A 26,553-nucleotide genomic window follows, 5' to 3' on the forward strand; every position below is an offset into this window, starting at 1 on the left:
AATCTAATTGCAAAAGATCAAACTGCACGGCTTCAATAACCTGACCAAAAGCCTGAGTTTTTGTATTTACGATATTTGTTATGCCAAAACCGCAGACGATCGCGATGGCTATATCGCCTACATTGACGAACAGTACAATGCCAACCGCCTGACCGAGATCCTCAGTGAAACCTGTTCGATCATTGGCGCCAATATTCTCAACGTCGCCCGCCAGGACTACGAACCACAAGGCGCCAGCGTCACCATTCTTATGAGCGAAGAGCCGGTCGATCCGAAAGACGTGGATACCTCTGAGCACCCAGGGCCGCTGCCAAAGACGGTGGTAGCACATCTGGATAAAAGCCATATCTGTGTTCACACCTATCCAGAAAGCCACCCAGAAGGTGGCCTGTGTACCTTCCGGGCCGATATTGAAGTCTCTACCTGCGGCGTGATTTCACCGCTCAAAGCGCTGAACTATCTGATCCACCAATTGGAATCCGATATCGTCACCATGGACTATCGCGTACGCGGTTTCACACGCGATGTAGCCGGTGTGAAGCATTACATCGATCATGAGATCAATTCGATCCAGAACTTTATGTCTGAGGATATGAAAGCGCTGTACCACATGATGGATGTGAACGTGTATCAGGAGAACATCTTTCACACCAAGATGCTGCTGAAGGATTTCGATCTGAAGCACTATCTGTTCAACGCCAGGCCGCACGAACTGAGCGAGGCGGAACGGAAAAGGATCACCGATCTGCTGTGGAAAGAGATGCAGGAGATCTACTACGGGCGCAATATTCCGCACCTGTAATGTTGAGATACAGGGCAGCCGAGGCTGCCCTGTCAGTCACACCAGATGCAAGGCTGCGGGTAAATCTGCCAATTGCTGCTGTGCTGTGGCAGGTAGCGCCTTATCGGTGACGATATCCGTCAGGCTGCCAAGCGGCGCCACACAGAATAACGAGTAGGCAGCGTATTTACTGCTATCAGCCAACAGCACCCGCTGGCGGGCATTGGCCATCAGATCCTGCTTCAGGCCCGCCTTTTCTTCGGTTGGGGTGGTAATACCGTTCTCAAGACTCCACGAGTTACAGCTGACAAACGCAATATCCGGGTAGATCCCTCGCAGCAACCTGCGCCCATGATCGCCGACGCAGGACTGGCTGCTGTCATCAATACGGCCACCAATGATGGTCACTTCGATCTGTTTAAATCCTGAGAGAAACAGTGCGATATGCAGATCGGCGGTGATCACCCGTAGCGGGAGGTGAGTCAAGTGCCGCGCCAGTTCCAGCATGGTGGTGCCTGCGTCCAGCACCACTGCGTCACCGGCTTTAACCATCGTGGCCGCATACAGGGCGATCGCCCGCTTCTCCTGCGGGTTACGCAGCTGCTTTTCGTTAGTGGTGGGCTGTGCGGGGATAAAACGGTTGAGGGCCACGCCGCCGTGGCTGCGATTGATGATCCCCTGCTCATCCAGCTTGATCAGATCGCGCCGGATGGTGGCAGGAGAAGCATCGATAGCGCTGACCAATTGCTCAACGGTGACCAGATTATGAGCTTTCAAGTATTCCAGAATCTGGTCCTGGCGAGTTTGTGGCTTCATGACGTCCGTGGTATCACGCCAACTGAGTGGCTAATTTAATCGAGATCGCCATGCTCTCAGACTTGGCTTTACCTGTCCAGGCAATATCAAACGCGGTGCCGTGGTCGGCAGAAGTCCGGATAAACGGCAGGCCCGCCGTGATGTTAACCCCATCGTAGAAGCCCAGCAGCTTGAGGGGAATATGCCCCTGATCATGATACATGGCGACCACCATATCGTACTGGCCTTCATAAGCCTGCAGGAAGACGGTATCCGGGGGGCACGGGCCTGAAACATCAATCCCACGCTGTTTTACTGCCGCAATCGCCGGGCTGACGATGTTGATCTCTTCATCGCCAAACAGGCCATGTTCACCCGCGTGGGGGTTAACGCCCGCGACCGCGATCCTTGGATGTTTAAAACCGACGCGCTTGAGGAAGGTATCCGCCATCGTCACCACCGTTTCGATCCGCTCGGCATTCAGCGTATCAAGGAATTTGCGCAGGGCGATGTGGGTGGAAACATGGATCACCTTCAGCTTATCGGTGTACAGCACCATCGCATAATCCCGGCTGTGGGTCAGTTTTGCCAACAACTCCGTATGGCCTGGATACAGATGCCCGGCCAGATGCAGCGCCTCTTTATTCAGCGGCGCCGTGGCGATGGCCATTACCTCACCCGCCATGGCCAGTTCGGTGGCACGCTTTACGCATCGGTAAGCCAGATCGCCCGCTTGTGCCTGCACTTTCCCTGGTGTCAGCGCTGCGGGGTCCTCTAGCGGCTCATCAATCACGTTGATAATACCGGGCGCGAAGCGTGCCTCCGAAACCTGCTGGATCGGCCTCAACTCGACCTTTGGCACGATCCCCAATGCCTGAATACGTTGCAACGTTTGCAGACAGCCCACCACAACCGCTGGCGTTCCCGCCAACTCACCTTCAGACAGCGCCTTAATGATAATTTCTGGCCCAATGCCTGCCGGATCGCCCATGGTGACCGCAATCGTGTTATTTGCCACTGTACATCTCCTCAATAAAATAAAGTGCATCCCGCAACGTTGAAGCACCGCCAAATCCGCCGGCCTTGGTGATCACCGGCAGATCGTCGATCTCGCTGTTGACGAAAGTGCCACAGGGCACACAAGGAACAACCTCACTGGTAATACGGTAACCTTCCGCCCCCAGCGCTCTCGCAACCGCAATGGCGATGTCGCCGCCGGTCAGGAACAAGCCACCAATCTGAGCCTGATTGATAATCGCCAAGGTGATGGAGCCTAATGCCTGGCTGATTTTGTCCCCCAACTGCTGGCGCGAAAGGTCATGCTTTTCGCACAACGTATCGATCATCCGGCGATCATCGGCATCTCTACAGGTGCGTAGCACGCAGTGCTGCCGATCCCGCAGGACGCTGGCTGCCTGGCGGATAATTTCGTCTACCGCAGCTTGGCTGTTCGGTTGCAACAAGGCTTCGACATCAATATCTAAAATACCCAGTGACTTCTCTTCTGCGGCAAACACAATCTGCTGCCGGGTGGCTTCACTCATCGAACCGGCAACCACCAGCACGGGCAGGCGTTGGCGAGCGGCCAGGTAGCTGCTGGCTGGCAACGCATTTGCCAATCCGGCCGCGCCCACCAGTAAATAACGGCAACTGAGTTGCTGGACGGCCTGCGCCAACTGTGCCAGATCGCCATCCGTCTCGGCATCCACTACCACAATCGCTGGCCCGTTGTGGCTCAGGAGCGGCAACTCGCGGCCTAGCTCGCCACTGCGTACACTCTGCAAATCCAACTCGTGGATCGGATAGGCCGTCTGTAAACCAATCAAGGTCTTGATATGAGAAGACACGATCGGCGTTTTCGGATCGCTGGCAAACTCGGTTTCCACCAGCGGGACGCCGTGAACCCGGCATTCGCCATTCAGCGTTACCCGACCCGCCGCGGGGATGGCAGCGGCCACGATAGCCAACTGCGCACCGCTGGCGACCATCGCCGCCTCGATCTCTGCCCCCACGTTACCGCGAAAGGTCGAGTCGATTTTTTTATACACCAGGGGCGGCGTATCGCTCTGGCAATACGCCCGCAAAGCATCACTCACCTTGGCGCTGGCCATTGCAGGAGATAACGCCCGGCTTTCGGTATTGATCACCAGCACATCCGTGCGCCGGGTAGACTGCGGTAGTTCGCTGAGCACCACGTCGGTACGCGCACCCTTTTTTGCCAATTGCACGCCGGTATCGTTAGCTCCGGTAAAATCATCGGCAATCACGATCATCTTCATGCTGTCTCCTTCAGCGCGACGCCCTTAGCGGCATTACGCTTCGCCACCCAAGAACTGAGAATCGGGGTCAGTATGGCGGTGGTGATCACCGAAGCGGCAATCAACGGGGCCGCAGCAGCCGCGACGCTAGCTAACGAAGGGTCCGCCTGGGCAATCGCCAATGGCGTCGCCACCGCATTTCCGGCAGTGCTCGATGCTGCCGCACCGGCAATACCTGAGCCCCCCACCAGTCGATCGGCGCGAATATTAAAGAAACCGCCGACAAAAGTGGTCAACACGCCAAGCAGAACCCCGGCCATACCGCCTTGCAGTAACATTTCCAGATTGATGCCAGCACCGAGCGCGAAGGCAAAGAATGGGATCAGGATTGGGCCACCCTTGGTGAGAAAGTCGCGCATCTGATGATCCAGATTACCCAACATCATCCCTACCAGCAGGGGAACCAACACCGCCACCAACGCCATCAATGGGATATTCGCCATACCTGCCGCACCCAGCGCGATCATGGTGAAGAACGGCCCGTCATTCAGGGATAGGATCGAAATCGCCCCTACGTCCCGCTCATTACCAAACTCGCCGACCAACGCCGCATACAGGCCACCGTTGGAGTTGCTCATTGCGGCAATGATCGCCACGCCGGTCAGGCCAAAAATACCTTCCGCCCCAAACAGATGCTCAACGCCTAGCCCCAGGGCCATGGCAACCAACAGTTTGGTCAAGGTAATGGTGCCGCCTTGCAACAGTGCCTGCGGAGCCGCCTTGAAGCTGATACCGGCCCCCATACACAGCAGGAAAGCACCAATCAGTGGAGCCGCACCGTTTTTGAACAGTGCCGTGGTGAAGCCGCCAATATCCAGCGCCTGTGGAGCAAAGGTGTTGATCATTGCGCCAAGCACCAGCGGGACGACCATCATCCCCCCAGGGATTTTCTCTATTGTCGCCTTAATTTTCATCCTACCCTCGTCATTGTGATTTATTTTAATCAAAATGATTATATAAAATCAAAAAAGAAAAAATCGGCGCTGTGTCGCAGATTAAAAAATCAGTAACATGATTATTTGATTTTATTTAATCATTACAGAAGGGAGGAAAGGCGGCAGAGAGTCGGCCACCTGGGACTCACAAGGGGAGCAGCATCCTGCCCCCGTCTGGATAATCAGTAGTTGAGCATAAACGAGCGGTAGGCTTTCAGCACCGTCAGGAAGTCTTCGATACCGCAGAAAGAGAGGCTCTCTTCGTCGTAGTAGTTCATCCCCTCTTCCATTTCGTCGCCTTCGAACTCCAACTGGTTGGCGCGGATCATCACCTCTTCACCGTCCATCAGCAACGTGTATTCATGGCCTTCCAACTGCCACTGACGCTCACTGCCCTTGACCCCTGCCGCACCGGCTTCGATACGGTCCAGCAGGTTAAAATCACCGTTGAGCTCTTCATTAATCCAATGGCCGATGGCCTCATGCCCCATCGAAAATCTGACCACCACCTGACCGGTTACGTCACGCAGAAATTCGTAATCCATAGCATGCCCTCCTGAGCTTTTTTATAAGTGTAACCCTTAATTCGCCACTATCTCAGTGGGCGCTCGCAAAGTTGATCGATTGGGCCAAATAAACTGCGGCGCAATATAACGGTTTATCCTTGGGCTTGGGAAGGCTCTCTGTGCCTGCTATGGACGGGCAATTGTTGTTATCATGGCTCTCATTAGCCCTTACCCAAGCCTGAGCCGATGATCGACAGCGAAATCACCCTGAAAAAATTGGAAATCTTTCTGGCGTTTATGGAGAAGGAAAACATCGGCCGAGCCGCAGAACAGCTTGGCTTGAGCAGCGTTAGCGTGCATCGTGCGTTACATACTCTGGAAGAGGGGTTTCGCTGCCCGCTGTTTATTCATAAAGGACGTAACCTGCTGCCCCTGCCCGCTGCGCAAACGCTGGCAGAATACGCCCGCGATATCGTGGATCTCACCTACAAAGGCATCGAAGAAACTCGGCTGAAGGCGGGGTTTGGCCAGCAACGCATGCGTATCGGCACGCTCTACTCACTGACGCTGGAAACCATTCCACGGTTGATCATGGGGCTGAAGGTACGCCGCCCGGCCATGGAGATCAGCCTGACGATGGGATCGAATGAGGATCTGCTGGCCCAGTTGGAGAACCAATTGCTGGATGCCATCCTGATTTCGGTTTCGGACAGCCAAATCGATCCGCTGCGCTTTGAGATCCTGCCACTGTTTGAGGATGATATCTATCTTGCCGCACCGGCAGCCTCGGCGCTAAACAGCGATGGCACGGCAGACCTGCAAGACTTTCGCAGCCAGAAGTTTGTCTCCCTGACCGAAGGCTTCGCCACTTATCACGGCTTTAGCGAAGCGTTTCAGATTGCCGGTTTTGAACCGGAAATCGTCACCCGGGTGAATGATATTTTCTCAATGCTCAGTCTGGTGCAGGCCGGGGTGGGCTACACGCTGGTGCCAGGGCGAATGAAGAAGATGTATGAACACACGTTGAAATTACTGCCGCTGTGCGAACAGTACCAAATGCGTCAAACCATCGCGCTGGTGTTCAACCGTAACCAGCAGCAGGATCCGAACCTGCTGGCGTTGACGGCGGAAGGCCGTATGTACGCACGCGGTGAAGGGCCGGTTTAATAGCGCCGATATTTGGCCACAATGCCGCAGACCGCGTTCAGCCCCAGTTGGCAACGGGACAGCGCTTCCCCCTGCTCCATGACTTTTTTGGTCAAGCCGGTTAATACCGCGCCCGGCGGCATTTCGATCGCCAGACGGACTTCCCGTTCGTAGGCCGCCACCATCGCCTCATGCCAGCGCACGGTTCGGGCCATATTGAAGGCCAGATCGTCAGCAATCCGCTCCGGCTGCCATAACACGCGCCCGCTACTGCCGCTGAGATACGCAACCTGCGGCCGATTGATGGTTACCTGCTTCATAGCCTGCGCCAGCTTTTCCGCCGGTTGTGCCAACAAGGCACAGTGGGAAGGGACGCTCACCGCCAAACGCTGGGTTTTCGCCGCACCGGCGGTTTTCGCCAACGCCATGACCTGCACCATTGCGGCTTCGCTACCCGCGATCACCAATTGGTCTTCGGCATTGATATTGGCCAGATAGACCGGTAGCTCAGCGCTGTTGACCTCTGCTATCAGCCTTTCCACCTGGCGCAACGGCAAGCCGACAATCGCCGCCAAACCATATCCCGCGGGGTAAGCTTCCTCCATTAGCTGGCCACGTAACGCCACCAACCGGACAGCATCGGAAAATGCCAAAGCCCCGGCGACCACCGCAGCCGGAAAAGCACCGATGGATAAGCCACTGACAAAGTCGGGTACGACCCCGTGCTGCTGTAATTCCCGCGCGTAGGCCACACCGGCTATCAGCAGGCACAGCTGTACTGCCCGGGTTTTCTGTAAGGCTTCGGCGCTGTCCAACGCCAATACGTCCTGGTCAAGAACAGCGCAAGCCTCGCTTAACAACCGCTGGGTAGTTTCATTGGCAGGCAGTTGGTGCAGCATTTGCGGCACCTGCGGCCCCTGACCGGGAAAGGTAAATAAAATCTTCATCAGATCTCCTGAGAGCTGGCCCATGGATCCGTCGTCACCAACGGCCCCTCAGCGGTTTTCAGCATCGCTCGTCCATCCCGCAGCCATTCGCTCAGGGCAAAGCCGCCGAGCGGTGTTTCTATTTGGGCATCGGCGCGGCAAGGCAGCGCCTGCAACCACTGCGCCAGCCGCTGCAACTCATCAAGGCTGGCAGGCTGCGGACAGCGAACCAACAGATCCAGATCGCTGTCGGCATGCATCACCGGGATTTCGGTCGCCAGCGCATAACCACAGCTGCCGGTCACGCCCCAGCCCCGCGGCCAAGGCCGTTGAGCCAGCATTATGAGCGCCTGCACCGGAGGCTGGGAAACAAAGCTCGAGTGCAGCAACGCCAGCGGGTCGCTCACCAAAGACTCTGGCGTTACTACGCGCCGGATAGCCTCTGCGCTAACCCAGGCTGCCGCGCGCTGGCTGCGTTTCATGCCCCGGATCCCCACCGGGATCCGCCCGTTGCCCTGAACATCGCGCCGCACCACCAGCGGTAATGAGGTGCGCCACTGCTGGCTCACCCACTCCGGCAACGCCTGGTCGGCGCTGAGGGCAGAACGGTCACTAATCCAAATCAGGTCATGCGGGCGAATCATCGGTTGCTCCAGTTACATCCCTGAGGTCAGGGTGATAAACAGCGGTAAGGTAATGATACACAACACGGAACTGATCAGTAACGTGGCTTCGGCATCCGGCGACTGCACGCCAAAACGGTTACCAAAGACGATACCGAAGAAACCGGCAGAAAGGGCGATCATCAAAATAGCGGTGATGGCCACGCTACCGTGCAGGCCCAATGCCAGCACCAACCCCCAGGCAATAAACGGTTGGATCAGCAGTTTGGTTACGCTCGACAGCAGCACCGGTCCGTTGATCTGCAACTTACGGGCAGACAGGATCACGCCGGTCAGGAACAGCGCCGTCGCCGTCGCCGACAGGCCAAGCGGTTTGATCGCAGCCAGCACCATTTCAGGCATATGAACGCCTATCGCCGACAGCACCACCCCAAGCAGCGGCCCCCAGACGATCGGTTTTTTTACCGAGCGCCACATCAGCACCGGCAACATGCCCAGGCTGGAACCCTGAACCCCACCGGCTGTACGGGCCTTCTCACGCTCAAGGATCAGCAGGCAAAACGGTGTCATCAATACCGAACCACAGGCGATAGCCACCGCCACGGACAGTGAGGTTCCCGGCGTTTCCCCCAGCACGCTACCGAGGATCGGCAGGCCCAGCGCGGCATAGTTGGGCAACGCCACGGTGAGCGTCAACACCGCGGCATCCTGCGGAGACTTATGGAAGATCCCGGTGCAGGTAAAATAGATCGCCGCATAGGTGATCCACATCGCCAGCACCAACACCACGATCAGCGGCGACTGCTCAACGATCCCCGCCCAAGGCGTTTGTACGGTGGCACCGAACAGGGCCGCTGGCAGTGCAAAATCCATCACGAAGATGTTGAGTAATGAAACGTTCTGGTTATCGACCATTTTTGCCTTACCGGCAAAAAAGCCCAGCAGCATAATGACAAAAATCGGTGCCAAGGCATGAATAATTACGTATGTCATAAATCACCTGTTAAAAAGAAAAAATCAGTCAGATCAGGTGCGATGGTGTTAGTTATATTGTTATATGCAGGTGAAGCTTTATGCCGGGTCGGAACGCATCACATGCGCCCTCCCGGCGGGTCGTATTTTGTTCCTGAACTCTGACGTAAAAATGGCTAGCGTGGCATTACCACTCTGCGCGCATACGTTCACGCACCAGCGAAGAGCTATGGCGGTTGTCTGCCCCCAGGCGGTTAGTTAAACCAACGCCTTCACTGCGTGTTTTAGCAATCGCCTGAACCACCGAGTGGCGCACCAGATTAAGCTCCTGCTCACTGGCCTGCAGCGGGTCACGGATATCCAGTAACTGTTCCAGCAGGCCCAGCGAGCTGTAATGCTCGATGTCATAGGCCATCGGTGGAATGGTTGCTGCCAGCTTCTCCAGCGCCTCTACGGAGCGTAACGTGATGCGCGCCGCAGACTCTTTGCCCATCGCATGGATCATCACGCCAGCATCGTTGAAGGCGATCAAGCGGTTGGCCTGATAGCCGTGCGCCAGAAACGCGCCGGACATGGCTTTCCCGACGATCAAACCAATCACCGGGTGACCAGCCAGCCGAGCCTTGGCATAAGCCCCGGCCGCACCGGCCAACGCCTGATGAATACCAAAGGCCTCTTCCCGACGCCCGTAGGCCTGGCTCGGCACATCGATCACCGCCACGATGGCGCGCTTTTGTGCTTTACCAACGTCAGCCGCGACCGCTTCACTGACTACCAGGGCTAACGTCCAACCTTCCAGCAAACCTACTTCACCGCGTGCGGCGCGCGGGTAATGGTTATTTGCATCCGGCACCACGGCGATAAAACGCACCGGTTGGCCCTCTAGTTCAGCGTCCGCGACTCGGATCGAGGCACACTGCCCCTGGCGCTGCTCGGCACCTGCCGTCAGCAAAGAGAACCAATATTCTCCACGGCTTGATGATGACGTACTCATACCCGATCCTCCGCAGCAAACAGTTGAGCAATGACCGCCGAGTCCGCCTGCTGGCGGGTGTCGAATTGCGACAGTTTCGGCAAGTAGTAGTGATAATTGTCGGAACGGTGTTGAGCAGGCACGCCGCGTTGCAGGCAACCTGTCATCGCAGCCTTGACCGCATGTAACGCATCAGGGACTTCTTCATCGACAAAGCCACTGCGATAGCGCACATCGCCACCGGTCATGCTCCAGATAAAAGGCCGATCGCGGGAATCGTATTCTTCGATACCGGCTTCCTGTTCAATTACCTGTGGGCCGTTTAAGCCCAGGCGCGCTTCACGGGTGACAATCAGGTAGCTGCATAATGCTGCCGCGATCGACATCCCGCCAAAGCAGCCCACGGTTCCAGCAATAATGCCCACCACCGGGGTATATCGGCGCAGATCGACAATCGCCGCATGAATATCCGCGATCGCGGCCAGCCCCAGGTTGGCTTCCTGCAAACGCACGCCACCGGTTTCCAGCAGCAATACTGCCTGAGTCGCAATGCCGTTGCGGTTATCTTCTGCCGCCAGTTCCAGGGCCGCGGCCATCTTGGCACCGGAAACCTCCCCCATACTGCCGCCCTGAAACGCCCCTTCTACCGCCACTACCACTGCCGGTTGACCGTCAATGGTGCCTTTGGCGACCACCATGCCGTCATCGGCCTGGGTGACTATGCCTTGTGGCTCCAGCCAAGGTGAAGTAATGCGCTCAAATGGCCCCAATAGTTCACGAAAACTGCCGCTGTCCAGCAGATTACGAGCGCGCTCCCGAGCGCTGAGTTCAATAAAGCTGAGATCATCACGCATGGGCGGCCTCCTCAAATACCTGTTCGATACGCAACCGAGCCACCCCCGGCGTAGCGCCGAAGTCGTTAATCTCTAACCGTCCGGCAGGTAAATCGCGCAATGACGCCAAGCGTTCAAACAGGTGCTGCCAACGCTGACGACTACCGTCTACGGAGGTTTTGATCGCCACCGTCAACGTACCGTCAGCCGCAGGCTCAAACAGAGCCTCCATGTCACCGGAGCCCACGACTCCGGTCAGTGCCTTACCCGGCAGCGTAATGCTGGCCGGATAACTCAAATCGATATGTTCCATAACATCCTCTGGATTGATTATTCAGCGGGCCGTAGCCCGATCGAGGAACAGAGCCGCAGCCAGCAAATCGGCTGCGCCACCGGGTGAAGCGTTGCTCGCCAATAGCCGTTGTTCCAGTTTGGCCAACGCCGCCTGCCCTGCCGGATGTTGATATCCTCCAGCATGCAGTACCTCGGCGGCCCCCTGCTGCATCGCTTTCAGCGCCGTTAGCCCACCGCGCGACAACACACAGGTATCGCTCAGGGTGGTCATGATGGCCATCAGCGCATCGATCTGCGCGGCTGGCTCACTGGCCCCTTGGCTCCTGCTGTGCCACAGCTGCGGCAGCGCCCGTTGCATCACATGCGGAAAACCTTGCTGGGCCTCTTCCCTTGCGCCTGGAACCTGATAGCGTTGAGTGGCTCGCAAGCCTTTACTGAACACCTTCGGGCTGGCGTGATCCGGCAATTGCGCCAACTGGGCGGCTAATACGCAGCTGCTGGATGGTGTTGCGTTCCCCCCTTGCATGGCTACCGCCGTCACCAGCAGGCCCATCGCCCAGATCGCCCCGCGATGCGTGTTAACACCGGCAGTGGCTGCCATCATCCGCTGTTCACCTTCCCGACCAATCCGGCCAACTTCCTGGCGTAACGCGCTATCGGCTGGACGCTGCCAACCGGCAATCGCCAGCCGATGGAAGACCGGCGTCAGACTGTGAGCCGAACGTTCCATCAACGCCAGCGTCAGATCCTGATGCGCACCGGAGCCCCGGGCATCTACCAGCCCCGGTTTCGGGCTGAGGTGCGCCTCATCCACTAGCGCCTGCGTGGCAAGCTCCGCCAATCGTGCAGCAACCCGATCCGCTTCAGAGGCGATTAAACAAGGGGAAAGTTTCATTACCAGCTCCGGAATTTAGCTGGCGGGTTGTACAGGCCGCCGGACCACTCGACCAGATCCGCTACGCTGCCCGCGGCCAGCAAAGAACGCGAAGCATCGGTGCGGCGAATATCGAGATCTTCCGGGAACACCACTTTTCCTTCACGGCGCAGTTCAGCCACGCGTTTGGCGTCCACACCCAGCCCGATATCGGTGATACCGGCTACCGCAGCCACCATAGCGCGGCGCTCTTCCAACGAGCGTGCACGATACAGATAAGCGATGCCCTCTTCGGTCAGCACGTGGGTCACGTCATCGCCGTAAATCATCACCGGAGCCAACGGCATGCCAGATTCTTGCGCCACATCGACGGCATCGAGTTTTTCTACGAAGGTCGGTTTGGCACCTGCCTGGAAGGTTTCCACCATCTGCACCACCAGCTTGCGGCCACGAGCCAACGGATCCGGCTCTTCGATCATATCCAACCAGGCAGGCGTAGCGTGGCGACGACCGTGTGGATCGTGCCCCATGTTCGGTGCGCCGCCAAAACCGGAGAGGCGGCCACGGGTCACGGTAGAAGAGTGAGCCATACCGTCGATCTGTAAGGTGGAGCCGATAAACATATCTACGGCGTACTGACCGGCCATCTGGCAAAACGCGCGGTTGGAACGCATGGAGCCGTCACTACCGGTAAAGAAAATATCCGGGCGAGCGGCAATGTAATTCTCCATCCCCAGCTCACCGCCAAAGCAGTGCACGGTCTCAACCCAACCGCTTTCGATCGCCGGGATTAGGGTTGGATGTGGGTTCAGAGTCCAGTGTTTACAGATTTTACCCTTCAGGCCCAGTTGCTCACCGTAGGTGGGTAACAGCAGCTCGATGGCGGCGGTGTTAAAACCGATACCGTGGTTCAGCGATTGCACCTGATGTTTGGCGTAGATGCCTTTGATCGCCATCATCCCCATCAACACATGCACGGGTTTGATCAGACGCGGATCGCGGGTAAACAGCGGTTCAATAAAGAACGGCTTGTCTGCCACCACCACAAAATCGATCCAGGAACCGGGGATATCAACTCTTGGCAGATCCGTTTCATCGTCGACCAGTTCGTTGACCTGAGCGATGACGATGCCGTCTTTAAACGCGGTGGCCTCCACCAGTGCCGGGGTATCTTCGGTACTTGGCCCGGTGTACAGATTGCCATGACGATCGGCCTTGAACCCGGCCACTAGCGCCACGTTCGGCACCAGATCCACATACAGGCGGGAATAGAGTTCTATATAAGTGTGGATGGCACCGATTTCGAGCTGCCCATCTTCCAGCAGTTGGGAAATGCGCAGGCTCTGGGTACCAGAGAAGGCAAAATCGAGCTTGCGAGCGATACCCTTTTCAAAAATATCCAGATGCTCGGCGCGGCCAACGCTTGGCATGATCATATGCAGATCGTGAACCTTGGTGGGGTTGACCTCGGCGAGCATACGGGAGAGAAAATCAGCCTGTTTCTGGTTATTGCCTTCCAGCACCACCCGATCGCCAGAAACCAGCAGTTTTTCCAGCACGCTGGTCAGATCGGCGGTGGGGATCACTTTGCCCTGCGACTGCCCTTGCACACTCGCGATACGGCGTTTTTTTTCCTGCCGCCGGGTATCCCAAACGCGCGTGGGGCTTTGATGAAGCGACATACCTCAACCTCCTGAGTTTATTTGGTTCGGTTTAGTACGGTTAGAGTAAGAGTCTAGGAGAGCGCCATCAATCAAGCAGGGGGATGGTTTGTTAGCCTGAGAGTAATAATTTCATCAAAACAATACTAATCAATCAGTTAATATCAATAAAAGCGCGAGATGATCACAAAAAAACGGGGAACCCAAAGGCTCCCCGTGATGATGCTAACTCAGTACCGAATTACACCGCGGTTTGGAAGATCACACCGTCGGCTTTTTCCGTGTACTGGGTCAACTGGTCGAAGTTCAGGTAGCGATAGGTATCCGCCGCCGTCTTGTCGACCTGTGCCATATAGGTCTGATACTCATCAGGCGTTGGCAGACGGCCAAGCAGTGAAGCCACTGCAGCCAGCTCTGCGGAGGCCAGATAAACGTTGGCTCCGGTACCCAGGCGGTTCGGGAAGTTACGAGTCGAGGTGGAAACCACGGTCGCACCGTCCGCTACGCGTGCCTGGTTACCCATACACAGTGAACAGCCAGGGATCTCGATACGTGCCCCGCTCTTGCCAAAGACGCTGTAGTAGCCTTCTTCAGTCAGTTGCGCTGCGTCCATCTTGGTTGGCGGAGCCACCCACAGGCGAGTTGGCAGTTGGCCTTTATGCTGATCCAACAGTTTACCCGCCGCACGGAAGTGGCCGATGTTGGTCATGCAGGAACCGATAAACACTTCGTCGATCTTGCTGTTGGCCACGTCGGACAGCAGGCGCGCGTCGTCCGGATCGTTCGGCGCACACAGGATTGGCTGCTTGATATCGGCCAGATCGATTTCGATCACTGCGGCATATTCTGCATCCGCATCGCCTTCCAGCAACTGCGGATCCGCCAGCCATTTTTCCATCCCCTGAATACGGCGCTCCAGAGTACGGCGATCGCCATAACCTTCGGAGATCATCCACTTCAGCAGTACGATGTTAGAGCTCAGATATTCGGCGATCGGTGCCTTATCCAGCTTGATGGTGCAACCGGCGGCGGAACGTTCTGCCGAGGCATCGGTCAGCTCAAACGCCTGCTCGACCTTCAGCTCCGGCAGACCTTCGATCTCCAGAATGCGGCCAGAGAAGATGTTCTTCTTGCCCTTCTTCTCTACGGTCAACAGGCCCTGCTGGATCGCGTAGTAAGGGATAGCATGCACCAGATCACGCAGGGTGATACCAGGCTGCATTTTGCCTTTGAAGCGCACCAGCACCGACTCAGGCATATCCAGCGGCATTACGCCGGTAGCGGCAGCAAAGGCCACCAGACCAGAACCTGCCGGGAAGGAAATGCCGATCGGGAAGCGGGTGTGGGAATCGCCACCGGTGCCGACGGTATCCGGCAGTAACATGCGGTTCAGCCAGGAGTGGATCACGCCATCGCCAGGGCGCAGCGAAACGCCACCACGGTTCATGATGAAGTCTGGCAGTGTATGGTGAGTGGTGACGTCCACCGGTTTCGGGTACGCGGCGGTATGACAGAACGACTGCATCACCAGATCGGCAGAGAAGCCCAGGCAAGCCAAATCTTTCAGCTCGTCACGGGTCATCGGGCCGGTGGTATCTTGCGAACCTACCGAGGTCATCTTAGGTTCGCAGTATTCGCCAGGGCGAACACCAGCAACGCCACAGGCGCGGCCAACCATTTTCTGCGCCAGCGAGAAGCCCTTGCTGCTAGCCGCTACCGGCTTGGCAATACGGAACACTTCGCTGTGCGGCAGGCCCAGCGCTTCACGCGCTTTGGTGGTCAAGCCACGGCCGATAATCAGTGGGATACGGCCACCAGCACGCACTTCGTCCAGCAGCACATCAGTTTTCAGCTCGAAGCTGGCAACCAGTTCGCCAGTTTCATGATTACGCACTTCGCCTTTATACGGGAAGATGTCGATCACATCGCCCATGTTCAGGTTGGAGACGTCCACTTCGATCGGCAACGCACCGGCATCTTCCATAGTGTTAAAGAAGATTGGCGCAATCTTGCCGCCCAGCACCACACCGCCGCCACGCTTGTTCGGCACGTAGGGGATGTCGTCGCCCATAAACCACAGCACCGAGTTGGTGGCAGATTTACGGGAAGAACCGGTACCGACCACGTCACCAACGTAGGCCAGCGGGAAACCTTTCTTGTTCAGCTCTTCAATCTGCTTGATTGGGCCAACGCTACCCGGCTGATCCGGGAAAATACCTTCACGTTCGCTCTTGAGCATTGCCAGCGCATGCAGTGGGATATCTGGACGTGACCAGGCATCCGGAGCGGGTGACAGATCGTCGGTGTTGGTTTCGCCAGTCACTTTGAACACGGTCACGGTAATCTTTTCCGCTAACGGTGGGCGTGATAGATACCATTCGGCATCGGCCCAGGACTGCATGATTTGCTTGGCGTGTGGGTTACCGGCTTTGGCTTTCTCTTCTACGTCGTAGAAGTTATCAAACATCAGCAGCGTGTGGGAAAGTGCCTTGGCAGCAATCGGTGCTAGCTTTTCGTTATCCAACGCGTCGATCAGCGGATGAATGTTGTAACCGCCCTGCATGGTGCCTAGCAGTTCAATGGCTTTTTCGGGGGTAACCAGGGGAGAAGTGGCTTCGCCTTTGGCAACGGCTGCCAGAAAACCTGCTTTGACATAGGCGGCTTCGTCGACGCCCGGTGGTACACGGTTAATCAGCAGGTCTAACAGAAATTCTTCTTCGCCTTTTGGCGGATTTTTTAATGATTCAACCAGCGCTGCCATTTGTGTCGCATCTAATGGCTTAGGGACGATGCCCTCTGCAGCACGCTCGGCCACGTGCTTACGGTATTCTTCTAGCACGACTTTCTCCTCGCTCTCATTGTCATTTATTGTGCCTGGCGTTTTATATTCAAACCGGGTTTAGCGCACGGCGATATTTGACGGGGCACTGCTGTCGATATCCTGGACTGTAAGTAAGGTACAGTGCCCGGTTCCGCCCAGCCAGCATATCAGGATTTGAATCGGTTGTTAATTCGTTCACATAAAAGCAACATTAAATCTTTGCTGAATCGTTGACCGCAGCGTAATCGGCTGCAAAGCAGGCGGGACGGGCTTGGGTTCGTTACGGCACAACGGCAATCTCAGCCCAATGAGCACAACATAACGTCCATACTTTTACAATGGTTATTGATAGAGTTGGGGGAAATTGGCGGGCATTGGGCACAAAAAAACCGCCATAAAGACGGTTCTTTTGTATCCGCGCGGTGTTAGCAGGCACCGAACGGATTTCTTATATCGTTAAGAACGATACAAGCGCTGACGAACAGGATCATTGTGCGTAAAGCCGGTTAAAAAATCAACCATTGGGATGCAAAAACCCTTTTTTTTATGTACCCTGATTTTGGGTCTGTTCTGCCGGTTTAGCAGCCGGTCATCGGGCTTGAGAACAGTGCTGCAACTACTGCGATACAAGCGCTGACGAACGCTTGTTCCGCCGGGATTTTTCCGGTGAAGTCGCGGTGGTCGTGGTTCCACAAGGAACGCGCAATGAAAGGGAGATCACTCATTATCCTGCTCATTGTACTGGGATCGGTGTTTGGCGTCAGTAAAGGTGGCTGGTCAGTTTCCGGCAACCAACTGATCTTCAACGTCGTACTCCAGAACAAGTAAGCTACTGGCCGCTCTTTGAGCGGCCTTTTATCCGCTACTCACCAAATAAAAACGGCCCCTTTACAGGAGCCGCTTATCAACCTGATCAACCGCAGAAATTATTTCTTCTTGGCTTTCGGGTTTGGCAGATCGGTGATGCTGCCTTCGTAGATCTCTGCTGCCAGGCCTACGGATTCGTGCAGGGTTGGGTGAGCGTGGATAGTCAACGCGATATCTTCCGCATCACAGCCCATCTCGATCGCCAGACCGATTTCACCCAGCAGCTCGCCGCCGTTGGTGCCGACAATCGCGCCACCGATGATACGGTGCGTTTCTTTGTCGAAGATCAGTTTGGTCATACCGTCTGCACAGTCAGAAGCGATAGCACGGCCTGAAGCTGCCCACGGGAAGGTGGACGTTTCGTAGCTGATGCCTTTCTCTTTGGCTTCTTTCTCGGTCATCCCTACCCATGCCACTTCTGGCTCGGTGTAAGCGATAGATGGGATCACTTTCGGGTCGAAGTAGTGCTTCATACCGGCGATAACTTCGGCAGCTACGTGGCCTTCATGCACGCCTTTGTGTGCCAGCATCGGTTGACCAACGATGTCACCAATCGCGAAGATGTGCGGCACGTTGGTACGCAGCTGTTTGTCGACGTGGATAAAGCCACGGTCGTCAACTTCTACACCGGCTTGGCCAGCGTCCAGCAGTTTACCGTTCGGCACACGGCCGATCGCTACCAGCACCGCGTCGTAACGCTGTGGTTCTGCAGGGGCTTTTTTACCTTCCATCGTGACGTAGATGCCGTCTTCTTTGGCTTCTACCGCGGTCACTTTGGTTTCCAGCATCAGGTTGAACTGCTTGCTGATACGCTTGGTAAAGACTTTCACCACGTCTTTATCTGCAGCCGGGATCACCTGGTCGAACATTTCAACCACGTCGATCTGTGAACCCAGTGCATGGTATACGGTGCCCATTTCCAGGCCGATGATACCGCCGCCCATAACCAGCATGCGCTCTGGAACGGTTTTCAGCGCCAGTGCATCGGTGGAATCCCACACGCGTGGATCTTCATGAGGAATAAATGGCAGTTGGATCGGACGGGAGCCTGCGGCGATGATGGCATTGTCGAAGTTGATGGTGGTTGCACCATTCTCGCCTTCAACCACTAGCGTGTTGGCGCCGGTGAATTTACCCAGGCCGTTGACCACTTTCACTTTGCGGCCTTTAGCCATGCCAGCCAGACCACCGGTCAGCTGATTGATGACTTTCTCTTTCCAGACGCGCACTTTGTCGATGTCGGTTTTCGGCTCGCCGAAAACGATGCCGTGTTCGGCCAACGCTTTGGCTTCTTCGATCACTTTGGCAACGTGCAACAGTGCTTTGGAAGGAATACAGCCCACGTTCAGGCAAACACCACCCAGAGTGGAGTAACGCTCAACCAGAATGGTTTCCAGACCTAAGTCAGCGCAACGAAAAGCAGCAGAGTAACCTGCAGGGCCCGCCCCAAGTACCACGACCTGAGTTTTAATTTCAGTACTCATCATGACCTCTTAATTGTTTTGTCCGGCGGGTCAGACGTCATTTTTATTGCTAGTCGATCTCATAACGCCCTTCATCCACCGGGACGCATACACCGCGAGCAGTTTACAGAATTGTTAATAATCTGCAAAGCGTGTTCGAGTGACCCGTGTCCCAACAATTCTGTCGAGTCATGCAAAACCCGACAAAACTGCTACTGAATTACTAAGGGCGCAGCATGCTGCGCCCTTTTTTCATTACATCACCAGACGGCGAATGTCGGCCAGCATGTTGTTGATGATGGTGATAAAGCGCGCACCGTCAGCACCGTCAATCACCCGGTGGTCGAAGGAGAGCGACATTGGCATCATCAGACGCGGCGTGAACTCTTTACCATTCCAGACCGGCTCCATCGCAGACTTGGAGACACCCAGGATAGCCACTTCCGGCGCGTTAACAATCGGCGCGAAGTGAGTAGTCCCGATACCGCCCAGGCTGGAGATGGTGAAGCAACCGCCCTGCATTTCGCCTGCGGTCAACTTACCGTCACGCGCTTTTTTGGAGATCGCCATCAGTTCACGGGACAGCTCAGTGATGCTCTTCTTGTTCACATCCTTGAATACCGGAACCACCAGGCCATTTGGCGTATCTACCGCCACACCGATGTTGATGTATTTCTTCAGCGTCAGCTTCTGGCCGTCTTCGGACAGTGAGCTGTTGAAGCGTGGCATCTGCTCCAGGGCAGCGGCAACGGCTTTCATGATGAACACCACCGGGGTGAACTTCACGTCCAGCTTACGCTTGGCAGCTTCGTCGTTCTGCTGCTTACGGAACGCTTCCAGATCGGTGATATCGGTCTTGTCGAAGTGAGTCACGTGCGGGATCATCACCCAGTTGCGGCTCAGGTTGGCACCAGAGATTTTCTGGATGCGGCCCAGTTCAACTTCTTCGATCTCACCAAACTTGCTGAAGTCCACTTTCGGCCACGGCAGCATGCCTGGCAGGCCACCACCGGTAGCGGCAGGAGCGGCTTCGGCGCGTTTGACCGCGTCTTTCACGTAAGCCTGAACGTCTTCGCGCAGGATACGGCCTTTACGACCGGTGCCCTTCACTTTCGCCAGGTTAACACCAAACTCACGCGCCAAGCGGCGGATGACTGGGGTAGCGTGAACGTAGGCGTCGTTTTCAGCGAACTCGCCTTTACCAGCAGCAGGTGCAGCCGCTTTAGCTTCCTGCTTGGCTGGAGCCGGAGCAGCTTCTGCTTTCTGGGCCGGAGCAGCGGCAGGTGCTGGTGCAGCGCCTTCCACTTCGAACACCATGATCAGAGAACCGGTTTTCACTTTGTCCCCGGTTGCGATTTTAATTTCTTTCACGGTGCCCGCGAACGGAGCCGGAACTTCCATAGAAGCCTTGTCACCTTCAACGGTGATCAGTGACTGCTCAGCGGCAACTTTATCGCCCACTTTCACCATCACTTCGGTCACTTCTACTTCGTCGCCGCCAATGTCTGGCACTTCGACGTTTTTCGCCGCGCTTGCCGCAGGGGCAGCAGCCGGTGCCGCCTGGGTAGCCGCAGCAGCAGGGGCAGCAGAAGCCGCGCCAGCCACTTCGAAGACCATAATCAGGGAACCGGTTTTCACTTTGTCACCGGTGTTGATTTTGATCTCTTTCACGGTACCGGCGAATGGCGCAGGCACTTCCATAGAAGCCTTGTCGCCTTCTACGGTGATCAGAGACTGCTCGGCAGTCACGGTATCGCCAACTTTCACCAGGATCTCGGTGACTTCAACTTCGTCCGCACCGATGTCCGGTACTTCAACGTCTTTGGCTGCGGCAGCGGCAGGAGCCGCGGCCGGTTTTTCTTCTGCCTTGGCGGCTGGTGCGGCAGCGGCCGCACCTTCTGCTTCAAAGATCATCAGCAGTTTGCCCGTCTCGGTTTTATCACCGACGGCAACTTTGATCTCTTTCACCACGCCAGCCTGCGGCGAAGGCACTTCCATGGAGGCTTTGTCGCCTTCCACGGTGATCAGCGATTGTTCAACTTCAACCTTATCGCCAACCTTCACCAGGATCTCGGTGATTTCAACTTCATCTGCACCGATGTCCGGCACTTTGATTTCGATAGACATTGTTCAGTACCTCTTATGCCAGACGCGGGTTAACTTTTTCTGGGTTGATGTCGAATTTCTTAATCGCATCAGCGACCACAGAAGCTTCAATTTCACCGCGTTTAGCAAGTTCACCCAGAGCAGCAACCACCACGTAGGAAGCATCAACTTCGAAGTGGTGACGAAGGTTTTCGCGGCTGTCTGAACGACCGAAGCCGTCAGTACCCAGTACGCGATAATCGCTGGCTGGTACGAAAGTACGAACCTGCTCTGCGAACAGCTTCATGTAGTCGGTAGACGCTACCGCTGGCGCCTCGTTCATCACCTGAGCGATGTAAGGCACACGTGGGGTTTCGGTTGGGTGCAGCATGTTCCAACGCTCACAGTCCTGACCATCACGCGCCAGTTCGGTGAAGGAAGTTACGCTGTAGGTGTCAGAACCCACGCCGTAGTCTTTCGCCAGGATCTGCGCAGCTTCACGCACATGACGCAGGATCGCACCGGAGCCCAACAGCTGTACTTTACCTTTGCTACCTTCCAGAGTTTCCAGCTTGTAGATACCTTTACGGATACCCTCTTCTGCGCCCTGCGGCATGGCTGGCATGTGGTAGTTTTCGTTCAGCGTGGTCAGGTAGTAGTAGACGTTTTCTTGCGCGTCACCGTACATACGCACCAGGCCGTCATGCATGATCACCGCGACTTCATACGCGTAAGCCGGATCGTAAGAGATGCAGTTAGGGATGGTCAGAGACTGAATGTGGCTGTGGCCATCTTCGTGCTGCAGACCTTCGCCGTTCAGGGTCGTACGCCCTGAAGTCCCGCCGATCAGGAAGCCACGCGCCTGTTGGTCACCCGCTGCCCAGCACAGGTCGCCGATACGCTGGAAACCGAACATGGAGTAGTAGATGTAGAACGGGATCATTGGCAGATCGTTGGTGCTGTAGGAAGTCGCTGCGGCCAACCAGGAAGAGGCTGCACCCAGTTCGTTGATACCTTCCTGCAGGATCTGGCCTTTCTCGTCTTCTTTATAGTATGCAACCTGCTCACGGTCCTGCGGGGTGTACTGCTGGCCGTTCGGGCTGTAGATACCGATCTGACGGAACAGACCTTCCATACCGAAGGTACGCGCTTCGTCGGCGATGATTGGCACCAGGCGATCTTTGATCGACTTGTTCTTCAACATCACGTTCAGGGCACGCACAAAGGCGATGGTGGTAGAAATTTCTTTGTTCTGCTCTTCCAGCAGTGAGCTGAAATCTTCCAGAGCTGGCATTTCCAGCTTCTCGGTGAAGTTCGGCAGACGAGTCGGTACATAGCCTTGCAGCGCCTGACGGCGTTCGTGCAGATACTTGTACTCTTCGGACTCTTTCTCGAAGGTGATGTATGGCAGTTTTTCGATGTCGGCATCGGCCACTGGCACGTTGAAACGATCGCGGAAGTGGTGAACCCCTTCCATGTTCATTTTCTTCACCTGGTGAGCGATGTTCTTACCTTCCGCAGTTTCACCCATGCCGTAACCTTTGATGGTATGGGCCAGGATCACGGTTGGTTTGCCTTGGGTATCCTGCGCTTTTTTCAGTGCAGCAAAGACTTTCTTCGGATCGTGACCACCACGGTTCAGCGCCCAGATTTCGTCGTCGGTCATATCTTTGACCAGCGCGGCGGTTTCTGGGAAGCGGCCGAAGAAGTGCTCACGCACGTAAGCGCCATCTTTGGATTTGAAGGTCTGGTAGTCGCCGTCCAGGGTTTCGTTCATCAGTTGGATCAGCTTGCCGCTGGTATCTTTACGCAGCAGTTCATCCCAACGACCGCCCCAGATCACTTTCAGCACCTGCCAGCCAGCACCTGCGAAGATGCCTTCCAGCTCGTTGATGATCTTGCCGTTACCGGTGACCGGGCCGTCCAGACGTTGCAGGTTACAGTTGATGACGAAGACCAGGTTGTCCAGCTTCTCACGGGTTGCGATGGTGATCGCACCTTTGGATTCTGGTTCGTCCATCTCGCCGTCGCCCAGGAAGGCATAAACGGTCTGGCCAGAGGTGTCTTTCAGACCACGGTGTTCCAGATACTTGAGGAACTTGGCCTGATAGATGGCGCTGATCGGGCCCAGACCCATGGAGACGGTCGGGAACTGCCAGAATTCAGGCATCAGTTTTGGATGCGGGTAAGAGGACAGGCCTTTACCGTGCACTTCCTGACGGAAGTTGTTCATTTGATCTTCGGTCAGGCGGCCTTCAAGGAAGGCACGTGCATAAACGCCCGGAGAGATGTGGCCCTGGAAGTAAACCAGATCGCCGCCGTCTTTCTCGTTGCGAGCACGGAAGAAGTGGTTAAAGCAGACTTCATAGAAGGTCGCAGAAGATTGGAAGGAAGCCATGTGGCCGCCCAGATCCAGATCTTTCTTGGAAGCACGCAATACGGTCATCACGGCGTTCCAACGGATAGCAGAACGAATACGACGCTCCAGATCCAGGTTGCCCGGGTATGCCGGTTCGTCTTCTACCGCGATGGTGTTGACGTAGTTGTTAGCCGCAGCACCCGCTGCAACGCTAACACCGCCCTTGCGGGCTTCTCCCAGCACCTGATCAATCAGGAACTGAGCGCGTTCAACACCCTCTTCACGGATGACCGATTCGATCGCCTGCAGCCAGTCGCGGGTTTCGATCGGATCCACGTCATTGTTTAAACGTTCTGACATGGTGGTATTCCTTATCTGTCTAATGGTTTGTTTGGAGCCTGTCTTCGTGCGTTCTGTCATAAAACGCACGAAGACAGGCTCATCAGTTTGGTTGCCGCTTAAGTACTTAACTAAGCACTCCGAGCTTTATCTCTACAAGCTGGTGTGCCTTGAAGAGAACCACTCTTAATCCTTGCGTTGCTGGAGACGCCGCAGCGATCGATCACGCCGGGTGTGTTCCCTGCTGAGATCCAGCAAAATTTCCTCGATAAACGCCAAATGGCGGTGCGAGGCTTCACGGGCCTTTTCAGGTTCGCGTGCCACAATCGCCTCAAAGATCCCGGCGCGATGGCTACTCACTGTTGCCAACATCTCACGGCGCGAGTAGAGCAATTCAAAGTTCTGACGAACGTTCTGTTCCAGCATCGGGCCCATACAGCGCAGCAGATGGAGTAACACAACGTTGTGGGCAGCCTCGGTCACGGCAATTTGGTATTGCATGACCGCGTCGGCTTCGGCGTCTAGATCGCCACTGTCCTGAGCTTGCTGGATCACATGATGGCAGTCGCGGATGCGCGCCAGATCTTCGTCAGTCCCACGCAACGCCGCATAATAGGCAGCGATACCTTCGAGGGCATGACGGGTTTCGAGCAGGTCGAATTGTGATTCAGGGTGATCGGCCAGCAGTTCAGCCAGCGGATCGCTGAAGCTCTGCCACAGATTAGTTTGTACAAAGGTGCCGCCTCCCTGGCGACGCAGGAGCAGCCCTTTAGCTTCCAGACGCTGAATTGCCTCTCTCAGAGAAGGACGGGAAACATCAAACTGTTTCGCCAGCTCGCGCTCTGGAGGCAGCTTTTCGCCTGGACGTAGCGTACCCTCGAGGATCAGGTATTCGAGCTGCTGCTCGATAACATCTGACAACTTGGGTTGGCGGATTTTGCTGTAGGCCATGGGTGATTTCTTCTCTGCGAAGTGCCCGGAGTCAATTGGTAATACCAATTTCAAAAACGTGACGGTAAAGTAACAAAGTATTCACCTCCTGTCCATATGGGCCTTGATCGAAATCATGAATGCCGCACATTTTAACACTTCAATCCATAAGCCTTTGCAAACCGGCAACTCAGCGTTGGTAATACCATTTACGAGGTAGTCGCCGAATTTAACTTTTGTGAAACCTCTGGTTAGAAGAATGCCCGGAGTATATGGCAAGGAGATTAAGGGTTATTTTCGCTTTACTACCGCTTACCCAGCCCCTCCCTGTTAACAAAAAAACAACAACAATGGCGATTATTTTTGCCAATTCTGTGAGTTATTGCTTATTTCGTGCACGCAATCCCCCCGCTCGTCACACAACCCGCATTTTGTTGCCTAAACTGCTGCAATCTTCATCATTCAAACAACAAAGCAGGTGCAAACTTTCGCACATACCATTATTCTCTGCCAAACGGTAGCGACGCCGTGGAATTTATAGCTATAACGTCGTAAACAAAAAACAACACACATCGTAATCATTACTTTACGGTAATGAGCATTATGTCAGCACAGAGGGTTTCATTGATGGATGGTCAACAGCATGGCGACCAGCTAAAGCGCGGCCTGAAAAACCGCCATATCCAGCTGATCGCCTTAGGTGGCGCAATAGGTACCGGCCTGTTCCTCGGTATCGCTCAAACAATAAAAATGGCCGGTCCGTCGGTCATCCTTGGTTATGCAATTGGCGGTTTTATTGCCTTCCTGATCATGCGTCAACTGGGTGAAATGGTGGTAGAAGAGCCGGTGGCCGGTTCTTTCAGCCACTTCGCCTATAAATACTGGGGGAACTTCGCCGGTTTCGCGTCCGGCTGGAACTACTGGGTGCTGTACGTGCTGGTTGCCATGGCGGAACTGACCGCGGTGGGCATTTACGTGCAGTACTGGTGGCCGGAGATCCCAACCTGGATCTCCGCTGCCGTGTTCTTCCTGGCCATCAACGCCATCAACCTGTCGAGTGTGAAGGTCTATGGTGAAATGGAGTTCTGGTTCGCCATCATCAAAGTAGTCGCCATCATCGGCATGATCGTCTTTGGCGCCTACCTGCTGTTCAGCGGCCTCGGCGGCCCGGAAGCCAGCGTCACCAACCTGTGGGCCCAGGGTGGGTTCTTCCCGAACGGTACCATGGGGCTGCTCATGGCGATGGCGGTGATCATGTTCTCCTTCGGTGGATTGGAGCTGGTGGGTATTACCGCCGCCGAAGCCGATAACCCGGAAAAAAGCATCCCGAAAGCCACCAACCAGGTGATCTACCGCATCCTGCTGTTCTATATCGGTTCGCTGACTATTCTGCTGTCACTCTATCCGTGGGGCAAAGTGGTCGAGGGCGGCAGCCCGTTCGTGCTGATCTTCCATGCGCTGAACAGCAATATGGTCGCAACGGTGCTCAATATCGTGGTGCTGACGGCTGCGCTGTCGGTCTACAACAGCTGCGTCTATTGCAACAGCCGCATGCTGTACGGTTTGGCCAAACAAGGTAATGGCCCGAAAGCCCTGCTGAAAGTGGATAGCCGCGGTGTGCCGGTAGTTGCCATCGGTTTCTCTGCGTTGGCAACCGCGCTGTGCGTGCTGATTAACTACCTGATCCCAGGCCGTGCCTTTGAGCTGCTGATGGCGCTGGTGGTGTCTGCCCTGGTGATCAACTGGGCGATGATCAGCCTGGCACACCTGAAATTCCGCAAGGCGAAAAACCATGAAGGCGTCGAGCCGAAGTTCAAGGCCTTCTGGTATCCGTTCAGTAACTATCTGTGCCTGGCCTTTTTGGCCGCCATTCTGGTGATCATGTATCTGACACCGGGGATCCAGATTTCCGTGCTGCTGATCCCAGTATGGCTCGCTATTCTTGGCATCGGTTACTTCATCAAGCAGCGCGGGCAACGTGCTGTAAGCGCGACCAATACCCACTGATATCGTTGTTGACGATCAATAGGCCCGCATGCGGGCCTATTGTTT

Annotated in this window: 23 protein-coding genes; 4 read left to right on the forward strand and 19 right to left on the reverse strand. The window is 55.6% G+C overall.

The window, feature by feature from the left end; all coding sequences use genetic code 11:
- Window positions 1–7: 7 nt before the first annotated feature.
- The gene (gene speD, locus IMQ33_RS25120) at window positions 8–802 is read left to right on the forward strand and encodes an adenosylmethionine decarboxylase (protein ID WP_065684532.1); all 795 of its coding nucleotides are present in this window, start codon (window positions 8–10) and stop codon (window positions 800–802) included.
- Window positions 803–838: 36 nt separating this feature from the next.
- Here the strand turns inward: speD and IMQ33_RS25125 are convergent, their stop codons facing one another.
- The 5 genes from IMQ33_RS25125 to yacL all read right to left on the reverse strand — a co-directional run bounded on the left by IMQ33_RS25125 (window position 839) and on the right by yacL (window position 5,374).
- Window positions 839–1,597, reverse strand: coding sequence for a DeoR/GlpR family DNA-binding transcription regulator (locus tag IMQ33_RS25125; protein WP_065684533.1), 759 nt, complete (start codon window positions 1,595–1,597; stop codon window positions 839–841).
- 13 nt (window positions 1,598–1,610) lie between these two features.
- Complete coding sequence (locus IMQ33_RS25130; RefSeq protein WP_065684534.1) at window positions 1,611–2,624, reverse strand: D-threonate 4-phosphate dehydrogenase; 1,014 nt, start codon at window positions 2,622–2,624, stop codon at window positions 1,611–1,613.
- Entirely contained in the window at window positions 2,584–3,855 is a 1,272-nt protein-coding gene (locus IMQ33_RS25135) for a four-carbon acid sugar kinase family protein (RefSeq protein WP_196062710.1), read from the reverse strand. Before IMQ33_RS25135 ends, IMQ33_RS25130 begins: the two co-directional genes overlap by 41 nt.
- Entirely contained in the window at window positions 3,852–4,808 is a 957-nt protein-coding gene (locus IMQ33_RS25140) for a 2-keto-3-deoxygluconate permease 1 (RefSeq protein WP_065684536.1), read from the reverse strand. The genes IMQ33_RS25135 and IMQ33_RS25140 overlap by 4 nt, the downstream gene beginning before the upstream one ends.
- 203 nt (window positions 4,809–5,011) lie before the next feature.
- Window positions 5,012–5,374 (reverse strand): protein YacL, encoded by a 363-nt coding sequence (yacL, locus tag IMQ33_RS25145; protein ID WP_021179705.1) that lies wholly within the window; start codon window positions 5,372–5,374, stop codon window positions 5,012–5,014.
- A 207-nt stretch (window positions 5,375–5,581) separates the two neighbouring features.
- Between yacL and IMQ33_RS25150 the strand changes: the two genes are divergently transcribed.
- Window positions 5,582–6,502, forward strand: coding sequence for a LysR family transcriptional regulator (locus IMQ33_RS25150; RefSeq protein ID WP_098929825.1), 921 nt, complete (start codon window positions 5,582–5,584; stop codon window positions 6,500–6,502).
- Here IMQ33_RS25150 and mdcH read toward each other — a convergent pair.
- The 10 genes from mdcH to IMQ33_RS25200 form a co-directional block, all read right to left on the reverse strand.
- A complete protein-coding gene (gene mdcH / locus IMQ33_RS25155; RefSeq protein ID WP_196062711.1) occupies window positions 6,499–7,428 on the reverse strand; it encodes a malonate decarboxylase subunit epsilon in 930 nt (309 codons plus the stop codon). The two genes, IMQ33_RS25150 and mdcH, sit on opposite strands and share 4 nt — an antisense overlap.
- Window positions 7,428–8,051 carry a malonate decarboxylase holo-ACP synthase gene (locus IMQ33_RS25160; protein ID WP_186530209.1) on the reverse strand — a complete coding sequence of 208 codons (624 nt, stop codon included), beginning with the start codon at window positions 8,049–8,051 and terminating at the stop codon, window positions 7,428–7,430. Before IMQ33_RS25160 ends, mdcH begins: the two co-directional genes overlap by 1 nt.
- 12 nt (window positions 8,052–8,063) lie before the next feature.
- Window positions 8,064–9,023, reverse strand: a complete 960-nt coding sequence (locus IMQ33_RS25165) for an AEC family transporter (protein WP_024528335.1) — start codon at window positions 9,021–9,023, stop codon at window positions 8,064–8,066.
- A 166-nt stretch (window positions 9,024–9,189) separates the two neighbouring features.
- Entirely contained in the window at window positions 9,190–9,996 is an 807-nt protein-coding gene (gene mdcE, locus IMQ33_RS25170) for a biotin-independent malonate decarboxylase subunit gamma (RefSeq protein WP_196062712.1), read from the reverse strand.
- Entirely contained in the window at window positions 9,993–10,829 is an 837-nt protein-coding gene (locus IMQ33_RS25175) for a biotin-independent malonate decarboxylase subunit beta (protein ID WP_024528337.1), read from the reverse strand. The genes mdcE and IMQ33_RS25175 overlap by 4 nt, the downstream gene beginning before the upstream one ends.
- A complete protein-coding gene (locus tag IMQ33_RS25180) occupies window positions 10,822–11,121 on the reverse strand; it encodes a malonate decarboxylase subunit delta (RefSeq protein WP_021806268.1) in 300 nt (99 codons plus the stop codon). The genes IMQ33_RS25175 and IMQ33_RS25180 overlap by 8 nt, the downstream gene beginning before the upstream one ends.
- Before the next feature lie 21 nt (window positions 11,122–11,142).
- On the reverse strand, window positions 11,143–11,997 hold the full coding sequence (locus IMQ33_RS25185; protein ID WP_196062713.1) for a triphosphoribosyl-dephospho-CoA synthase: 855 nt from the start codon (window positions 11,995–11,997) through the stop codon (window positions 11,143–11,145).
- The gene (gene mdcA / locus IMQ33_RS25190; protein WP_024528340.1) at window positions 11,997–13,658 is read right to left on the reverse strand and encodes a malonate decarboxylase subunit alpha; all 1,662 of its coding nucleotides are present in this window, start codon (window positions 13,656–13,658) and stop codon (window positions 11,997–11,999) included. Before mdcA ends, IMQ33_RS25185 begins: the two co-directional genes overlap by 1 nt.
- A gap of 220 nt (window positions 13,659–13,878) precedes the next feature.
- On the reverse strand, window positions 13,879–16,476 hold the full coding sequence (gene acnB / locus IMQ33_RS25195; RefSeq protein ID WP_024528341.1) for a bifunctional aconitate hydratase 2/2-methylisocitrate dehydratase: 2,598 nt from the start codon (window positions 16,474–16,476) through the stop codon (window positions 13,879–13,881).
- Between the two features lie 560 nt (window positions 16,477–17,036).
- The gene (locus IMQ33_RS25200) at window positions 17,037–17,183 is read right to left on the reverse strand and encodes a hypothetical protein (RefSeq protein WP_158006212.1); all 147 of its coding nucleotides are present in this window, start codon (window positions 17,181–17,183) and stop codon (window positions 17,037–17,039) included.
- On the opposite strand from IMQ33_RS25200, the gene IMQ33_RS26295 reads away from it, so the two are divergent.
- A complete protein-coding gene (locus tag IMQ33_RS26295) occupies window positions 17,164–17,286 on the forward strand; it encodes a hypothetical protein (protein WP_255518680.1) in 123 nt (40 codons plus the stop codon). The genes IMQ33_RS25200 and IMQ33_RS26295 overlap by 20 nt on opposite strands.
- A 98-nt stretch (window positions 17,287–17,384) precedes the next feature.
- Here the strand turns inward: IMQ33_RS26295 and lpdA are convergent, their stop codons facing one another.
- From lpdA to pdhR, 4 genes are all read right to left on the reverse strand, one after another.
- Window positions 17,385–18,809: a dihydrolipoyl dehydrogenase gene (gene lpdA / locus IMQ33_RS25205; protein ID WP_021806270.1), complete on the reverse strand. Its 1,425-nt coding sequence runs from the start codon at window positions 18,807–18,809 to the stop codon at window positions 17,385–17,387.
- A 234-nt stretch (window positions 18,810–19,043) separates the two neighbouring features.
- On the reverse strand, window positions 19,044–20,915 hold the full coding sequence (gene aceF / locus IMQ33_RS25210; protein ID WP_065684542.1) for a pyruvate dehydrogenase complex dihydrolipoyllysine-residue acetyltransferase: 1,872 nt from the start codon (window positions 20,913–20,915) through the stop codon (window positions 19,044–19,046).
- A 13-nt stretch (window positions 20,916–20,928) separates the two neighbouring features.
- Window positions 20,929–23,592, reverse strand: a complete 2,664-nt coding sequence (aceE, locus tag IMQ33_RS25215) for a pyruvate dehydrogenase (acetyl-transferring), homodimeric type (protein ID WP_024528344.1) — start codon at window positions 23,590–23,592, stop codon at window positions 20,929–20,931.
- A gap of 165 nt (window positions 23,593–23,757) precedes the next feature.
- Window positions 23,758–24,522 (reverse strand): pyruvate dehydrogenase complex transcriptional repressor PdhR, encoded by a 765-nt coding sequence (gene pdhR, locus IMQ33_RS25220; protein WP_021179689.1) that lies wholly within the window; start codon window positions 24,520–24,522, stop codon window positions 23,758–23,760.
- Window positions 24,523–25,128: 606 nt separating this feature from the next.
- Here pdhR and IMQ33_RS25225 point away from each other — a divergent pair.
- Window positions 25,129–26,508, forward strand: a complete 1,380-nt coding sequence (locus IMQ33_RS25225) for an amino acid permease (RefSeq protein ID WP_065684543.1) — start codon at window positions 25,129–25,131, stop codon at window positions 26,506–26,508.
- The last annotated feature ends 45 nt before the right edge of the window (window positions 26,509–26,553 follow it).

Origin of the sequence: Serratia sp. Res13-Sevr-LER1-36-b (genome assembly GCF_015673035.1) — a bacterium.
GTDB classification, from domain to species: Bacteria; Pseudomonadota; Gammaproteobacteria; order Enterobacterales; family Enterobacteriaceae; genus Chania; species Chania fonticola_C.

Coding starts and splice junctions, on each gene's coding strand:
- IMQ33_RS25125 (WP_065684533.1), bottom strand. CDS start 1,597: ATGAAGCCACAAACTCGCCAGGACCAGATTCTGGAATACTTGAAAGCT.
- IMQ33_RS25130 (WP_065684534.1), bottom strand. CDS start 2,624: ATGCACTTTATTTTATTGAGGAGATGTACAGTGGCAAATAACACGATT.
- IMQ33_RS25135 (WP_196062710.1), bottom strand. CDS start 3,855: ATGAAGATGATCGTGATTGCCGATGATTTTACCGGAGCTAACGATACC.
- IMQ33_RS25140 (WP_065684536.1), bottom strand. CDS start 4,808: ATGAAAATTAAGGCGACAATAGAGAAAATCCCTGGGGGGATGATGGTC.
- yacL (WP_021179705.1), bottom strand. CDS start 5,374: ATGGATTACGAATTTCTGCGTGACGTAACCGGTCAGGTGGTGGTCAGA.
- IMQ33_RS25150 (WP_098929825.1), top strand. CDS start 5,582: ATGATCGACAGCGAAATCACCCTGAAAAAATTGGAAATCTTTCTGGCG.
- mdcH (WP_196062711.1), bottom strand. CDS start 7,428: ATGAAGATTTTATTTACCTTTCCCGGTCAGGGGCCGCAGGTGCCGCAA.
- IMQ33_RS25160 (WP_186530209.1), bottom strand. CDS start 8,051: ATGATTCGCCCGCATGACCTGATTTGGATTAGTGACCGTTCTGCCCTC.
- IMQ33_RS25165 (WP_024528335.1), bottom strand. CDS start 9,023: ATGACATACGTAATTATTCATGCCTTGGCACCGATTTTTGTCATTATG.
- mdcE (WP_196062712.1), bottom strand. CDS start 9,996: ATGAGTACGTCATCATCAAGCCGTGGAGAATATTGGTTCTCTTTGCTG.
- IMQ33_RS25175 (WP_024528337.1), bottom strand. CDS start 10,829: ATGCGTGATGATCTCAGCTTTATTGAACTCAGCGCTCGGGAGCGCGCT.
- IMQ33_RS25180 (WP_021806268.1), bottom strand. CDS start 11,121: ATGGAACATATCGATTTGAGTTATCCGGCCAGCATTACGCTGCCGGGT.
- IMQ33_RS25185 (WP_196062713.1), bottom strand. CDS start 11,997: ATGAAACTTTCCCCTTGTTTAATCGCCTCTGAAGCGGATCGGGTTGCT.
- mdcA (WP_024528340.1), bottom strand. CDS start 13,658: ATGTCGCTTCATCAAAGCCCCACGCGCGTTTGGGATACCCGGCGGCAG.
- IMQ33_RS26295 (WP_255518680.1), top strand. CDS start 17,164: ATGAAAGGGAGATCACTCATTATCCTGCTCATTGTACTGGGATCGGTG.
- IMQ33_RS25200 (WP_158006212.1), bottom strand. CDS start 17,183: ATGAGTGATCTCCCTTTCATTGCGCGTTCCTTGTGGAACCACGACCAC.
- lpdA (WP_021806270.1), bottom strand. CDS start 18,809: ATGAGTACTGAAATTAAAACTCAGGTCGTGGTACTTGGGGCGGGCCCT.
- aceF (WP_065684542.1), bottom strand. CDS start 20,915: ATGTCTATCGAAATCAAAGTGCCGGACATCGGTGCAGATGAAGTTGAA.
- aceE (WP_024528344.1), bottom strand. CDS start 23,592: ATGTCAGAACGTTTAAACAATGACGTGGATCCGATCGAAACCCGCGAC.
- pdhR (WP_021179689.1), bottom strand. CDS start 24,522: ATGGCCTACAGCAAAATCCGCCAACCCAAGTTGTCAGATGTTATCGAG.
- IMQ33_RS25225 (WP_065684543.1), top strand. CDS start 25,129: ATGGATGGTCAACAGCATGGCGACCAGCTAAAGCGCGGCCTGAAAAAC.